Annotated in this window: 11 protein-coding genes and 1 pseudogene; 6 read left to right on the top strand and 6 right to left on the bottom strand. The window is 41.3% G+C overall.

The genetic code is table 11. The features are described from left to right. Nucleotides 1-29 precede the first annotated feature (29 nt). Both J1N51_RS05125 and J1N51_RS05120 read right to left on the bottom strand, forming a co-directional pair. The gene (locus J1N51_RS05125; protein ID WP_208832894.1) at nucleotides 30-2,423 is read right to left on the bottom strand and encodes a TonB-dependent receptor domain-containing protein; all 2,394 of its coding nucleotides are present in this window, start codon (nucleotides 2,421-2,423) and stop codon (nucleotides 30-32) included. Nucleotides 2,424-2,497: 74 nt separating this feature from the next. Further along, on the bottom strand, nucleotides 2,498-3,709 hold the full coding sequence (locus J1N51_RS05120) for an MFS transporter (protein ID WP_208833330.1): 1,212 nt from the start codon (nucleotides 3,707-3,709) through the stop codon (nucleotides 2,498-2,500). A 234-nt stretch (nucleotides 3,710-3,943) separates the two neighbouring features. Between J1N51_RS05120 and gtfA the strand changes: the two genes are divergently transcribed. Further along, complete coding sequence (gtfA, locus tag J1N51_RS05115) at nucleotides 3,944-5,452, top strand: sucrose phosphorylase (RefSeq protein WP_208832893.1); 1,509 nt, start codon at nucleotides 3,944-3,946, stop codon at nucleotides 5,450-5,452. A gap of 25 nt (nucleotides 5,453-5,477) precedes the next feature. Here the strand turns inward: gtfA and J1N51_RS05110 are convergent, their stop codons facing one another. Next, nucleotides 5,478-6,506 carry a LacI family DNA-binding transcriptional regulator gene (locus J1N51_RS05110; RefSeq protein WP_208832892.1) on the bottom strand — a complete coding sequence of 343 codons (1,029 nt, stop codon included), beginning with the start codon at nucleotides 6,504-6,506 and terminating at the stop codon, nucleotides 5,478-5,480. A gap of 168 nt (nucleotides 6,507-6,674) precedes the next feature. Between J1N51_RS05110 and J1N51_RS14845 the strand changes: the two are divergent. From J1N51_RS14845 to argS, 4 genes and pseudogenes are all read left to right on the top strand, one after another. Next, nucleotides 6,675-7,412, top strand: a pseudogene (locus J1N51_RS14845) (PAS domain-containing protein); the annotation flags it as partial. A 69-nt stretch (nucleotides 7,413-7,481) separates the two neighbouring features. Further along, nucleotides 7,482-7,991, top strand: coding sequence for a methyl-accepting chemotaxis protein (locus J1N51_RS14840; protein WP_408635894.1), 510 nt, complete (start codon nucleotides 7,482-7,484; stop codon nucleotides 7,989-7,991). A 134-nt stretch (nucleotides 7,992-8,125) separates the two neighbouring features. After that, the gene (gene prfC / locus J1N51_RS05100; protein ID WP_208832890.1) at nucleotides 8,126-9,715 is read left to right on the top strand and encodes a peptide chain release factor 3; all 1,590 of its coding nucleotides are present in this window, start codon (nucleotides 8,126-8,128) and stop codon (nucleotides 9,713-9,715) included. 33 nt (nucleotides 9,716-9,748) lie between these two features. Continuing rightward, the gene (gene argS / locus J1N51_RS05095; RefSeq protein ID WP_208832889.1) at nucleotides 9,749-11,485 is read left to right on the top strand and encodes an arginine--tRNA ligase; all 1,737 of its coding nucleotides are present in this window, start codon (nucleotides 9,749-9,751) and stop codon (nucleotides 11,483-11,485) included. A 114-nt stretch (nucleotides 11,486-11,599) separates the two neighbouring features. Here argS and bfr (J1N51_RS05090) read toward each other — a convergent pair whose 3' ends face one another. From bfr (J1N51_RS05090) to J1N51_RS05080, 3 genes are all read right to left on the bottom strand, one after another. Further along, complete coding sequence (gene bfr / locus J1N51_RS05090) at nucleotides 11,600-12,067, bottom strand: bacterioferritin (RefSeq protein ID WP_208832888.1); 468 nt, start codon at nucleotides 12,065-12,067, stop codon at nucleotides 11,600-11,602. An 11-nt stretch (nucleotides 12,068-12,078) separates the two neighbouring features. Next, nucleotides 12,079-12,546, bottom strand: a complete 468-nt coding sequence (bfr, locus tag J1N51_RS05085; protein WP_208832887.1) for a bacterioferritin — start codon at nucleotides 12,544-12,546, stop codon at nucleotides 12,079-12,081. 132 nt (nucleotides 12,547-12,678) lie between these two features. Further along, a complete protein-coding gene (locus tag J1N51_RS05080) occupies nucleotides 12,679-12,873 on the bottom strand; it encodes a (2Fe-2S)-binding protein (RefSeq protein ID WP_208832886.1) in 195 nt (64 codons plus the stop codon). Between the two features lie 220 nt (nucleotides 12,874-13,093). On the opposite strand from J1N51_RS05080, the gene J1N51_RS05075 reads away from it, so the two are divergent. Beyond that, nucleotides 13,094-13,699, top strand: coding sequence for a peroxiredoxin (locus tag J1N51_RS05075; protein ID WP_208832885.1), 606 nt, complete (start codon nucleotides 13,094-13,096; stop codon nucleotides 13,697-13,699). Nucleotides 13,700-13,814 lie beyond the last annotated feature (115 nt).

Below are 13,814 nucleotides of genomic sequence, written 5' to 3'. Positions count from 1 at the left end.
CCTAAGTGGCCTCCTTTGCACAATTATATTTAAAACGTGTATTTAAAAGTCAGACTAGAAGTTCGACCATTGATAGCACGGGCTCTGATAATGTTGTTATCAGGAACACTTCCTTCTTCTGCCTCGGTTATACCGACGGTATCAAATAAGTTGTTGATATTAAGTGATACAGACAGGCTTTCTGATAGGAAGTAAGACGCAAATGCATTTACTTGTGTGTAGCCATCAAATTTGAGGTCATTGTTGTCTTGTGCATACGCATCCGTAGTACCGATGAAGCTCAAACCGGCTGAGCCTTTTTCATAGTTATAACGAGTGATTAATGAGTAAATGAAATCAGCTTGGCGGCGTGGTGTATTACCCACTACATCTGGGTTTATTGCATCTTCACTAATTTCCGCATCAGTCCAAGTTACACTACCTCGGATATCAAAGTCACCGACATAATAGACCCCCTCAAGTTCTAGGCCGGTTGCATCGTATACGCGATCAAAGAACTGCTGACTCGTAGCTTCAAAGTTTTGCTCTTCAGTCTCTGCATTAAATAGAGTCGCAAAAAGCGAAAGTTTATCTTGTCGATACTTAACACCGACTTCAAATTGATCGACTTCATCAACTGCGTCTTGGGCGGCTACGCTTCCGTCAGCATTGACTTTACCAAATAACAGGCGATCTGCATTTGCACGTCCACCGTGACTCAAGCGACCGAATACAGCTACGTTTTCGTCAATGATGTAGTTCGCGCCAATTGAGTAAGATGTGTAACCCCAGTCATAATTGATTGGCATTGGATTAGCGTTATCAATTGAAACAACATCCATCTCTGGTCGACTAATTACACCATCTCGGTTCATATCCACAGTAGATGTTACGGCGCCCGCATATGTTCCGCTAGCCTCGCCGTTATCACGACGAATACTAACATCAATAGTTAAGTCATCTAATTGAGTCGTAACAGCAATATAAGGTGCGGTAATGTCATATTCCGCATCATAGTTGCGTTGGCAACAGTTACCCCAAAACGGTACACCATAAGCATACAGGCCGTTATCTGAATAACTCTCACCTGTAGCATCCGCTACATCGACTAAAGCAGCGTCATTGCCCTTTAATTCCAAGAGATAAGAATTCCACAACCAAGACATCTTGATGTTTTGAGATGCGGTGTAATAACCAAACGTAACCGACGTGTTGTCAAAGTCTTTGGTTAGCTTCGTATCTGAAACGATAGATCCAAAGTCATTCATTGCAACGTCAAAGGTGTGTATACGCATCAAATTGTCATTGGTATAGTCCTGTCCCGCATTTGGGCCATTGGCATAGGTGAGTTGGGCATTTGGACCGGCGATACTGTCAGCAATAGTTTGACTGTTACCAACCTCAGCAGGAAACGGTGATAAGAAGTGACCGGACACATTGGATTTTCTTAAACGATTTTCGATACCCCAATCATTACCAAGGTCAAAGCTCGCTTCAAAACCGATAGAATCCACCTCAGGGTTCATTCCATCACGCATGTCACCTCGACGGATTTCACCATCAGCTCCTAGAGATAAAGTTGATAGGAAGTAAGGAGAGTGCGGAGTATCGCTCAGTGAGTCAAATCCTGCTACAGAGTCACCGTTTGCTTGCATTGGCATTGGCAAATAACCAATACTCTTGTCATCTAGATGTTTAAGGTAAAGGCGTACGTATCCCTTATCGAACTCTTTGGTAATGTTGGCTTTAATTTGGCCACCTTTATTTGCGGTATAACCTGGATCTCTTGGTCCATCACCTTGTCGAGTAAAGCCTCCGATATGAAAGAACAGGTCATTTCCTATTTCGTCCCCGTATTCAAAATCAGTTCGGAAACTATCATAATCAAGGCCAAAAGTGGTTGATACGCTTCCGCCTTCGTTTTGACCTGTTTTACTAATGACGTTGATAATACCGCCAGGTGCGTTACTTGCTAACGTAGAAGCAGAACCGCCACGTATTGACTCAATGGTTTGCATCGTTGAATCTACACGTAAGAATATATCTGCGTTACCAAAAGCTATGTCGCCAAACTGCATGATTGGCAAACCATCTTCTTGTAACTGTAAAAATTTAGCTCCACCTGCGGCTACGGGTAAACCACGAACTGCAATGTTGGCATTGCCTTCGCCGCCAGTTGACTCAGAGCGAACACCAGGAATAGAACGAAAAGCTTCAGCAGTAGTTCTAGGCGTCGTAACTTCAATCTCTTCTGCTGACAGACTACTTATAGAGACACTCGAATTCATTACTGTAGTGCCCTTAGGAACACCAGTCACTACAATGCGCTCGAAGTCTAAGCCTTTTTTGTCTGAGTCTTTAGGCTCCTCAGCAGCGTATAGATTCGAACTCACTGCTAATGCAACTGAGCTGATAATAAACTTATTTATTGTCTTTCTATTCATAGTATCACCTGTTTCATTTCAGGACTTAAACGATTAAGTTTTTAGTCCAGATTTTACCTTTTATCAAGTTTGTTTTAGTTAGAATTTGTTTCGATATCGATAATGCGTTGCTTAGCAGGGTCTTTGAGTAAGTTATAGAATGCCAAAACGGCTAGCAGGCCAGCAAAGCCTGTAGCCAAATAAAAGCCTACTGAGACATGACCAAATAAGTCGCTAATAACGCCCATTAATAGAGGAGCGAGCGCTGCTGAAACTGCGGTAAAAAATAAAATAACCCCTGCGATTGCCCCGTGTTGTGAAGAATGGAAGCAACTTATGCCCTTGGAATTTAAAGTAGGGTAGATGACTGACATAAATAGGCCGGAAATTGGCAATAGCCAAATAGCTGCGTCCACGCCACCAATGACGGTACCTAAGTAACATAGAAAGACAGCGGAAGTGACTATAAACATAACTTGCTGCCACTGGAAATGTTCGAGTAACCAAGCGCCAACGAAACGGCCTAAAGCACGAAGCGCAAAAAATACAGTTAGGGCATAAGTTGCTAGCCATACAAAAGAACCATCGTAGTCAAGTAACAATGTCGGCATCCATACATAAATAGCGACTTCTGTTGCGACATATAATCCAACAGCTAAGGAAAAACCCAGAGCGTAAGGGTCCTTCATTAGCCTCAGAGATTCCTTTATATTGATTGGTTGTTCTTGTTTGGTTGAATCTGGCTGTGGGTACCGAGTTTTAGCAGCGGCAAGGCAAAGTAGTAAACAAAATACACCCGCTCCGATGTATAAAAACTTCCAAGAAACTCCAGCAACGAGTAAATAGCTAATGATAGCTGGACCAACCATAGCACCAATACCAAAAAAGCCTTCAACTTTGTTCATTGTTACGGTGTGGTCTTTCGTTGAGGTAGAAATATCTCCTATTAAAGCAAGTGCACCGGTTTTAAATAGTCCAATTGCGATACCGATTACGCCTAACAAAGATAAAAAATAGGTAAACGAATCGCCTGCTGCAAATAAAAAGCTAGCAAGAGAAAACAAAATTAAACCTAGTACTATCGTTGCTTTGCGACCCAATTTGTCGGCTAAATAACCCAAAAACAAGCCACTAAAAGCGATAAATATCATTGGGATGTAGTGAAAAGCGCTCGCTTGCGTTAGGTTGAGATCATAGGTTTTGATCAACTCAGGGATGATCACCCCCACCGCATCAGAGGTCATGGCAAATAGGAAAAACATCATATAGGTCAACCACTTTATTTTAGTGGTTGCGCAGTTCTTCATTTTTGAGTGAGCATAAGTCTGCCTTCCGAATGAATCATTCACGTTCATAAGTGTCACCTGTTTGACTCATTTGTCTGAGTCGGTCAATTTGATATTCGATATATTTTTTATTGTTTTTAGGCACTCAATACAATTTTAGGTAGTTAATCTAAAATTATTCTTGAAATAGCCTTTGTTGTAGTTAAATATTATACTTAATCGATTAAGTGTCAATGTCAAATTTAAGAGAATGCAATGAAAAATAATGTTCAACTAATTACCTATGTAGATCGTTTGTCGGGAGCAGGGGTAACGAAACTGGCTGAAGTTCTTAATAATCAACTCGGTGGATTATTCTCTGGTGTTCACCTTTTGCCTTTTTATTATCCAATAGATGGCAGTGACGCAGGTTTTGATCCGATCGATCATACACAGGTCGATACTCGTCTTGGAAGTTGGCATGACATAAGGGCGCTAGGTAGTTCTCATGAAATTATGGCCGACATGATAGTTAACCACATGTCTGCGCAAAGCCCTGAGTTTTTGGATGTTCTCGATAAAGGTAAAGATTCTGAATACTGGTCGTTGTTTTTAACAGAAGACAAAGTGTTTCCTGATGGTGCTTCACAACAACAACTCGATATGATTTATCGTCCTAGACCTGGCCGGTGTTTTTCTACATTTGAGCTAAAAAGTGGAGAAAAGCAGGAGTTTTGGACCACGTTTACCGACAATCAAATTGATATAGATGTTTACTCTGAGGCTGGCCAAAATTACCTAGATAGGATCTTAACGGAGTTTTCAGAGAACAATGTAACTATGATCCGCCTTGATGCGGCTGGCTATGCTATCAAAAAGGCAGACACTAATTGTTTTATGTTAGATGAGACGTTCGACTTTATTAATGAAATTTCAGAAAAAGCAAAGTCTCTTGGGATAGAAACGCTGGTGGAAATTCATTCTTATTACAAAACTCAGATTGAAATTGCTGAGAGGGTCGGCTTGGTTTATGACTTCGCACTACCTCCTCTTGTTCTGCACAGCTTGTTTAGTAAAGATTTCACAGCACTTAATAATTGGCTAGCTATATCGCCACGAAATTGTATTACTGTTTTAGATACTCACGACGGGATAGGTATTATTGACGTTGGTCCAATGGACGGTGAGCCTGGACTACTAACAGAGTCTGAAATAGACAGTCTGGTTGAAACAATTCACCTTAAAAGTGAGGGTGAAAGCCGCCTTGCGACGGGAGCGGCAGCGAGTAATGTTGACCTGTACCAAGTGAACTGTACCTACTTTAATGCATTAGGGGCGGACGAACTTGCGTACCTGACCTCAAGAGCGATTCAGTTTTTTGTCCCTGGAGTACCACAAGTCTATTACGGAGGATTATTTGCTTGTGAAAACGATGTTAATTTACTCCAACAGACAAATGTAGGTAGAGATATCAATCGTCCATACCTCACATCTGATAAAATCGATCAGCTAACAGACCAACCTATATTTAAAGCGTTGGCTCGCCTTATTTCGATTCGAAATAACAACGTTTGTTTTAACGGGGATTTTGAACACTCAACAGGTACCAATACATTGAGTCTTAAATGGTGCAGGGAGGGGGAGTTTATTCAATTGGACGTAACGTTAGAGCATTGTGACAACGAGATTGAATTTTCCTACGGTATTTCGGCAACGATTACCGAAAAAACGAATACTGGCGTATCAAAAACCTCTTTATTAGATCTTCTAAACTTATCAAAATAAGCCATTTATTTGCGGCTATTTTAATTTAGCCGCTTTTCCCTCTAACTATCTCAAACGGGATTGTCTCAGCATGTGTCGCTTGGGCGATGAATAGCTCTGCTGCTTTTTTGCCTTTTTCTTCGCTGTTTTGGTGAACGGTGGTTACGGATGGATTGGACCTGAGCGCTTCATCAATGCCATCAAAGCCTGTTATTTTGATATCTTCAGGGACTCTCAACCCCAGCTTTTCGGCTTCTTTAATTGCGGCTATAGCAATTAGATCACTCATACACAAAAGTATGCTTGGGCGCGGTGATGATAAGAGTGCTTGGCGTGCAGCTACGGATGCATATTTTTCATTACTTTCTGGAATATTCCAAACTGTATCACCCGTTAATGTTATGTCATTGGCTTGCAGTGCTTGTTGATAGCCTAGCAGCCGTTGGTGGGATATTGCGGTTGTGTTTAAATCTGATAGTTGACACTTTATTATGCTAACTTGGTCAGAATCTAACAGGCGAAGCCCCAAAACAGCGACATGGTTGTCATCTGGGGTAATTACTTGTCGAGCGAGCTCTGCACATGCTTGAAGATTTTCAACATTGACAGAAGCATTTCTGGCGATATCGAAATCAACCGTCACAACTTTCTTTTTTGTCAGCTTTAACTGCTCGATTAGTTTTGAATTTCGAGGTGTTCCATAGCAGATAAAACCATCAACAAAATCTGATATGGTATTGATTGAATCTGCTTGTCCAGAAAACAAAAGAATATTAATTCCATTCGGCTCTAAGACCGCCGATACGCCCCTTACAAACTGACTTGCGACAGGATCTGAAACCATATACTCGATACTATCGGGAAGTACCAATGCTACAATATTAAATTTACCTTTGCGAAGAGATTGGGCAGCTCTGTTGGGGCCTGAATATCCTAATCTTTCACACGCTTCTAAAATTTCACGTCTTCGCTTTTCAGAGAGTTGATCGGGTCGATTAAACGCATTCGAAACCGTTGCATTAGACACACCAAGCTCTGCTGCAATACTCTTAAGTGTCCATTTTTTTTCAGTCATAACGCTCGCAATACTTCTTGATATAAGAGTAAGCTTAAACCATTAAGTTAAAATTTTGTATGCAATTGTGAAATGTGAATCAATAAATGCTAAAAAAATTATCAAGCTCCTATCCAAATCTCAAAAGCCGATTATATTTAAATTAATACAATCATATGTGGACAGTTTATGCCTTTTCCAAAATTAGTACCTGCGGAAGTGCTGGAGCGCTTTGAACAACAAATAAAAGACCTTAGGATTAATAAGCATATTGTTGACGCAATAAAAAGCAGCGTGGCCTATATTGAATTTACACCAAATGGTGAAGTCACTTATGCTAATGAGCTGTTTTTGCAAACTGTGCAGTATGATTACGGTGAAATTGTCGGCAAACACCACAGCAATTTATGTGACAAGGCTTACGCAGCAAGTAATGAGTACAAAGAGTTTTGGGCATCATTACGTCAAGGCGAAACCCATCAAGGTCATTTTTTGAGATATAAAAAAGGCGGTGAAAAGCTCTGGATAAATGCAACTTATTTTCCGATTTCGGACGAGGACGGTAAGGTTTATAAAGTTGCAAAAATTGCATCAGATATTACCGCTAAAAAAATGCAACTCGACAGCCAAGAAGCTGTTTCTAATGCGTTGATGAAGTCGCTTGCGTATATAGAGTTTACACCCGAAGGTAAAATTCTTAGTGCTAATGAGAATTTTTGCCAAACAGTGGGATATGAGTTGGAAGATATTGTTGGAAAGCACCACAAGATATTTTGTCCGCCTAGTTTTCTTGCCAATTATGAAAGTTTTTGGGAAGGGCTGCGCAATGGACGTTACGAGTCCGGTCAATTTGAAAGAGTAACTCGGACAGGCAGAATGATATGGTTAGAGGCAACCTATAACCCGGTCAAAGACGAGAAAGGAAACGTCATTAGCATTGTTAAATTTGCCTCTGATGTAACAGACAGGGTTAATTTACAAAGAGCCGCAGAGGAAGTGTCTGATGTTGCCCAGAAAAATGCACTTCACGCAGTTGAAATAACAACTCAGGGCCAAGGCTCTATCAACAAAGCCTCTAATATAGCAGGTGACATTAACAAGTCAGTTGATCAGGCGACGGATTTAATGAACCGCTTAACCGAACAATCTCATCAAATTACTCAGATTGTTACGACTATTTCCAGTATTGCCGAGCAAACCAATCTATTGGCCCTTAACGCTGCAATAGAGGCGGCACGAGCCGGTGAGGCGGGGCGTGGATTCGCGGTTGTGGCTGACGAGGTTCGAAATTTGGCAGCTAACACATCGCGTGCTACGCGAGAAATTGCCGATATTGTTCAATTAAACTCTGAGCTAACCAAACAATCAGAGGACAACATGGGTATTATTCAAACAAACGTGACCGAGGTTAACGAGGAATTAGCGCATGCCATGCGATTGATTGAAGAAATCAGAAGTGAGTCTGAAAGTATAGCAACGACGGTTTCACAGTTATCACGTAATTAAATTAGGTTTTTATTTGAATATCTTGGTTTGGTGCGTTGTTAATCAAGCCAAGATAAGGGAAAATAGTCAACATATTATCTGTTACTTTTGACTTAATTTTATAAGTCGTTTTCCAACTGTAAGAATACTATTTAATGGCTGACCAAAACGTTTTAAACGAAGTAAATAAACGCAGAACTTTTGCGATTATATCTCACCCGGATGCGGGTAAAACCACCATCACTGAAAAGGTATTGTTGTTCGGACAGCAATTACAAACCGCTGGTACAGTTAAAGGGCGCGGCTCTAACCAGCATGCCAAATCAGACTGGATGGAGATGGAAAAAGACCGTGGTATTTCAATTACTACCTCGGTTATGCAGTTTCCTTACAATGATCGTTTGGTTAACCTACTAGATACTCCAGGACACGAAGACTTCTCAGAAGACACATATCGGACGTTAACGGCCGTTGACTCATGTTTGATGGTTATTGATGCTGCAAAAGGTGTTGAAGATAGAACTCGTAAGTTGATGGAAGTAACCCGTCTTCGTGACACACCAATCATTACTTTTATGAACAAATTGGACCGCGACATTCGTGACCCAATGGAAGTGATGGATGAGGTGGAGTCTGAATTAAACATTGCCTGTGCTCCAATCACTTGGCCAATTGGCTGTGGCAAGTTGTTCAAAGGTGTCTACCACATTCATCGAGATGAAGTGATTTTGTATTCGACTGGCCAAGGTCACACAATTCAAGAAGTTCGCACTATTAAAGGGTTGGATAATCCTGAAGTTGATGCTGAAATCGGTGAAGATTTGGCAGAGCAACTTCGCGATGAGCTAGAACTTGTATTAGGTGCATCTCACGAATTTGAACTTGAGTTGTTTTTAGCGGGTCAGTTGACGCCGGTCTATTTTGGTACGGCTCTTGGTAACTTTGGTGTTGATCATATGCTTGATGGTCTAACTGAATGGGCACCAACGCCAATGCCACGAGAGACAGACGTCAAGCAAGTGACAGCGCAAGATGACAACTTCAGTGGTTTTGTATTTAAAATCCAAGCTAACATGGATCCAAAGCACCGTGACCGTGTTGCTTTTATGCGTATTGTTTCGGGTAAGTACGAAAAAGGCATGAAAATGAAGCACGTGCGTCTAGGTAAAGATGTAAGAATCTCAGACGCATTGACGTTTGTTGCTGGCGACCGTTCTCAAGTTGAAGAAGCTTATCCTGGCGATATTATCGGATTACACAATCACGGTACAATACAGATTGGCGACACCTTTACTCAAGGTGAAGATATGAAGTTCAGTGGTATTCCAAACTTCGCGCCAGAATTATTCCGCCGTATTCGCCTAAAAGATCCTCTTAAGCAAAAGCAATTATTAAAAGGCCTTATTCAGTTATCTGAAGAGGGCGCCGTGCAAGTATTCCGCCCATTAGACAACAACGACTTGATCGTTGGTGCGGTAGGTGTACTTCAGTTTGACGTTGTTGTTCAGCGCTTAAAATCTGAATACAACGTGGAAGCGATTTACGAAAACGTCAACGTTGCAACAGCCCGTTGGGTTTCATCTAACGATGACAAAAAGTTTGATGAGTTCCGTCGCAAATGTTCGGCGAACTTGGCTTTAGATGGCGGTGACAATTTAACTTACATTGCACCTACTCGAGTTAACCTGAATTTATCGATGGAGCGCTATCCAGACATCGAATTTTCAGAAACTCGTGAACACTAATCGCCAACGCAAAGTCAATTTTAAGGTAAAACAATGAACGTATTTAAGTTAGTACAAGACAGATTTAAACAAGCTTTAAGCAAAATTGAAGGTGCAGAAAATGCGCCAGCGCCACTGGCAAAAAGCACACGCCCTGAGTTTGGTGAGTATCAATTTAATGGTGCAATGGCGTTAGCGAAAATCTTAAAGCAAAAGCCTCGTGATATTGCTCAAGTTATCGTTGAAAACGTTGAACTTGATGATGTGGCTGAGAGCTTAGAAATTGCAGGTCCTGGTTTTATAAACGTAAAACTTCGCCCAGAGTGGTTAGCAAGCCAAGTGGAGCGAGCTATCGCTGACCCGCGTTTAGCGGTAGAAACCGAATCACAACAAAAAGTAGTTGTAGATTTGTCATCGCCGAACTTAGCAAAAGAAATGCACGTTGGTCACTTACGTTCGACCATAATTGGTGATGCGGTCGCACGTGTTATCGAATTTTTAGGTCACGATGTCATTCGTCAAAACCACATGGGTGACTGGGGTACTCAGTTTGGTATGCTGATTGCGCATCTTCAGGACAAGTTAGCAGCTGATCAGGTTGCTACAACAGCCCTATCTGACTTAGAAGACTTTTATCGCGAAGCTAAAGTTCGTTTTGATGAAGAAGAAGGCTTTGCCGATAGAGCGCGTGAATACGTGGTTAAATTGCAAGGTGGCGATGAGCAATGTAAAGCCCTGTGGCAACAGTTTATCGAAGTGTCGATTCAGCACTCAGAAGAAGTTTACGAAAAGCTCAACGTTAAACTAACTAACGATGACATCATGGGTGAAAGTGCTTACAACCCGATGCTTCCGGGAATTGTAGCCGACCTAAAAGAACAGGGTATCGTGGTTGAAGACCAAGGTGCACAGGTAGTATTCATTGAAGAGCTTGCTAATAAAGACGGCGAGCCTGCAGTTTATATTGTAGAAAAATCCGGTGGTGGTTACTTATATTCAACCACTGACTTAGCAGCGATGAAGTACCGTTCTTTTGACTTAAATGCTGATCGTATCATTATCTTCACTGACGCTCGCCAAGCTTTCCACTTTAAACAAGCGGAAATCGTAGGTCGTAAAGGTGGCTTGCTAAAAGCAGAGACTACCTATGAACACGGTCCATTTGGCATGATGTTAGGTAAAGACGGCAAGCCATTTAAAACGCGTACTGGTGGTACTGTTAAGTTGGCCGACTTGTTAGATGAAGCGGTTGAACGTGCAGAGAAGCTATTAGCAGAGCGTGCAAATGAGTTATCGGCTGATGAGCAAAAAGAAGTCGCTCGTAAAGTAGGTATCGGTGCAATCAAATATGCTGACCTTAGTAAAAACCGTACAACGGACTATATCTTCGATTGGGATACGATGTTGAGCTTTGAAGGTGATACAGCGCCTTACCTACAATACGCCTACACTCGTATTCAGAGTATTTTCCGCAAGGCTGGTATCGAAACAACAGACTTCAATGCCAAGGTCTCCATTACAGAAGCGCAAGAAAAGGCACTAGCCGTTAAGTTATTACAGTTTGTTGAAGTTATTGGCTCAGTGAGTCAAAACTTAACACCACACGTGTTGTGTACATACCTATACGAACTGGCTAGCTTGTTCATGAGCTTCTACGAAGCATGTCCAATCTTAAAAGACGGTGTTGCCGAAGAGACAAAACAAAGCCGTTTAGCCCTGAGCTTATTAGTGGCTAAAACCATGAAACAAGGTTTGGATTTGTTAGGCATCGAAACCATGGAAAAGATGTAACCTGTCATGGCTAGTTAATGCGAGCTGAATAAGGCTCCATAAAAAAACGGTGCACTTCGAAAGAATGCACCGTTTTTTATTTGTTGCTTATTTGTTTCAGTTCTCGGTTAGAGCTTACATTTGTGACTGTAGGTAGTTTTCTAAGCCGATTGTTTTGATCAGACGTAATTGTTGTTCTAACCAGTACGCGTGATCAGACTCTGTATCATCAATTAATGTTTGGAGCATATTGCGAGTTACGTAATCTTGCTCTTTTTCACACAATGCCATTGCGCTTTTTAGAGCTGCGTCAACAGCGTATTCAACGCGAAGATCACTCTCTAACATTTCCGGAACGGTTTTGCCGATATGCAAACCATCACGAGTAACCATATCCGGTGTGCCTTCCAAAAATAAGATACGCTCAATCAATAACGAAGCATGGCCTTTTTCATCATCAAACTCATGATCTATGCGTTCAAATAACTTTGTAAAACCCCAGTCGTCATACATACGAGAGTGGATAAAGTACTGGTCCATAGCCGCTAATTCATATGCCAATAGGCCGTTTAGGGCGTCGATAATATTTTGCTTGCCTTTCATGACGGAACTCCTTAGTTGATTTGGGCTTGTAGGTACTTTTCTAGACCTAGGGTTTCGATTTGATAGTCTTGAGTTTCAAGCCAGTCTAAGTGCTCTTCTTCGCCTTCAAGAATCTCTGTTAACAGGTCTCGAGAAACATAATCTTGCTGCTCTTCGCACACTGCAATCGCAGCTCGCATTTGGTTAATTTGAGTTTGTTGAAATTGGCTATCGCACTTCATCATTTCTTCGGTGTGTTCACCAATGCTTAATGCGCCAAGCTTTTGTAGATTTGGTAAGCCTTCCAAAAATAAAATGCGTTCAATGAGTTTGTCAGCTTGTTTCATATCTAAAATCGACTTTTTATAACACTTGTCGTTTAGCTTGCTGAAACCCCAATTCTTGTACATACGTGCGTGTAGAAAGTATTGATTAATAGACGTTAACTCAACAGTCAGAATATCGTTGAGGGTAGTGATAATTGTGCGGTTACTTTGCATGAGAAAAAATCCTATCTTGGCCAGATAGGAGGAGTATAGAATGTTTTTATCAATTTGCAAAAATATTCAATAAAAACAACCGTTTATTAATGATAATCATTATTGATACGATTATCACATCTGATAGGCTAACTAGCTGACTTCTTTAAATAAAGACTCATCAATGATGGTTTTGTCGATGATGTTTTGTGCAACTTTAGTGCAGTTACCACATTCTTGACCAACAGGCAGGTGCTGTTTTAGCTCGCGTAGATTACCCACGCCATGCTGTTCGACCACTTCTTTTATGTCTTTATCTGTAATGCCTTTGCACAAACAAACGTACATTGCTAACACCTCTTGATTTGATGCAAGTGATAATAATTCTCATTAGGTGCTTTATCAAGGTTTTTTTGAGCTAAATGCGATTTATTTTTATTCGTAGCTAGCCTTAATCGACTAAATCGATAATTTCGATAGGATTAATCGGAAATACAACTTGGTTTCTGATAATTGGTCTATATATACTTGGTGCAAACTTATTAACAAAACAACTTTGGAGATACCCATGGGCGTATTAGTAGGCCGTAAGGCACCAGATTTTTCAGCTGCAGCAGTTCTTGGCAACGGCGAAATCGTTGACAACTTTAACTTTGCAGAAGCAACAAAAGGTAAAAAAGCAGTTGTTTTCTTCTACCCACTAGACTTCACTTTCGTTTGTCCTTCTGAGCTTATCGCTTTTGACAAGCGTTTAGCTGAATTCCAAAAGCGCGGTGTAGAAGTAATCGGTGTTTCTATCGACTCTCAGTTCAGCCACAACGCATGGCGTAACACTGCTGTTGAAAACGGCGGTATCGGTCAAGTTGGTTACACACTAGCAGCTGACGTTAAGCACGAAATTTGTCAAGCATACGACGTTGAGCACCCAGAAGCAGGTGTTGCCTTCCGTGCATCTTTCTTAATTGACGAAGAAGGTATGGTTCGCCACCAAGTTGTTAATGACTTACCACTAGGTCGTAACATTGACGAAATGCTACGTATGGTTGACGCATTAAACTTCCACCAAGAGCACGGCGAAGTATGTCCAGCTGGTTGGGAAGAAGGTAAAAAAGGCATGAAAGACACGCCAGACGGTGTTGCTGCTTTCCTAGCTGAAAACGCTGACTCTCTATAATTACCAACTTTTAAGTTAGTAATACGAAAAACTCTCGCATTTGCGGGAGTTTTTTTATGCCTTTTTTTAAGTATTTTCTGTTCCAAAGGTGATGTCGCTCTTGTTTGGGTTTTGG

It is taken from the genome of Psychrosphaera ytuae (genome assembly GCF_017638545.1).
GTDB lineage: Bacteria > Pseudomonadota > Gammaproteobacteria > Enterobacterales > Alteromonadaceae > Psychrosphaera > Psychrosphaera ytuae.
The sequence above is the reverse complement of the archived record's forward strand: the minus strand, read 5'-3'. Positions and strand labels throughout refer to the sequence as shown.

Coding starts and splice junctions, on each gene's coding strand:
- bfr (WP_208832887.1), bottom strand. CDS start 12,546: ATGCAAAGTAACCGCACAATTATCACTACCCTCAACGATATTCTGACT.
- J1N51_RS05125 (WP_208832894.1), bottom strand. CDS start 2,423: ATGAATAGAAAGACAATAAATAAGTTTATTATCAGCTCAGTTGCATTA.
- J1N51_RS05120 (WP_208833330.1), bottom strand. CDS start 3,709: ATGAAGAACTGCGCAACCACTAAAATAAAGTGGTTGACCTATATGATG.
- J1N51_RS05110 (WP_208832892.1), bottom strand. CDS start 6,506: ATGACTGAAAAAAAATGGACACTTAAGAGTATTGCAGCAGAGCTTGGT.
- prfC (WP_208832890.1), top strand. CDS start 8,126: ATGGCTGACCAAAACGTTTTAAACGAAGTAAATAAACGCAGAACTTTT.
- J1N51_RS05075 (WP_208832885.1), top strand. CDS start 13,094: ATGGGCGTATTAGTAGGCCGTAAGGCACCAGATTTTTCAGCTGCAGCA.
- J1N51_RS05080 (WP_208832886.1), bottom strand. CDS start 12,873: ATGTACGTTTGTTTGTGCAAAGGCATTACAGATAAAGACATAAAAGAA.
- gtfA (WP_208832893.1), top strand. CDS start 3,944: ATGAAAAATAATGTTCAACTAATTACCTATGTAGATCGTTTGTCGGGA.
- argS (WP_208832889.1), top strand. CDS start 9,749: ATGAACGTATTTAAGTTAGTACAAGACAGATTTAAACAAGCTTTAAGC.
- bfr (WP_208832888.1), bottom strand. CDS start 12,067: ATGAAAGGCAAGCAAAATATTATCGACGCCCTAAACGGCCTATTGGCA.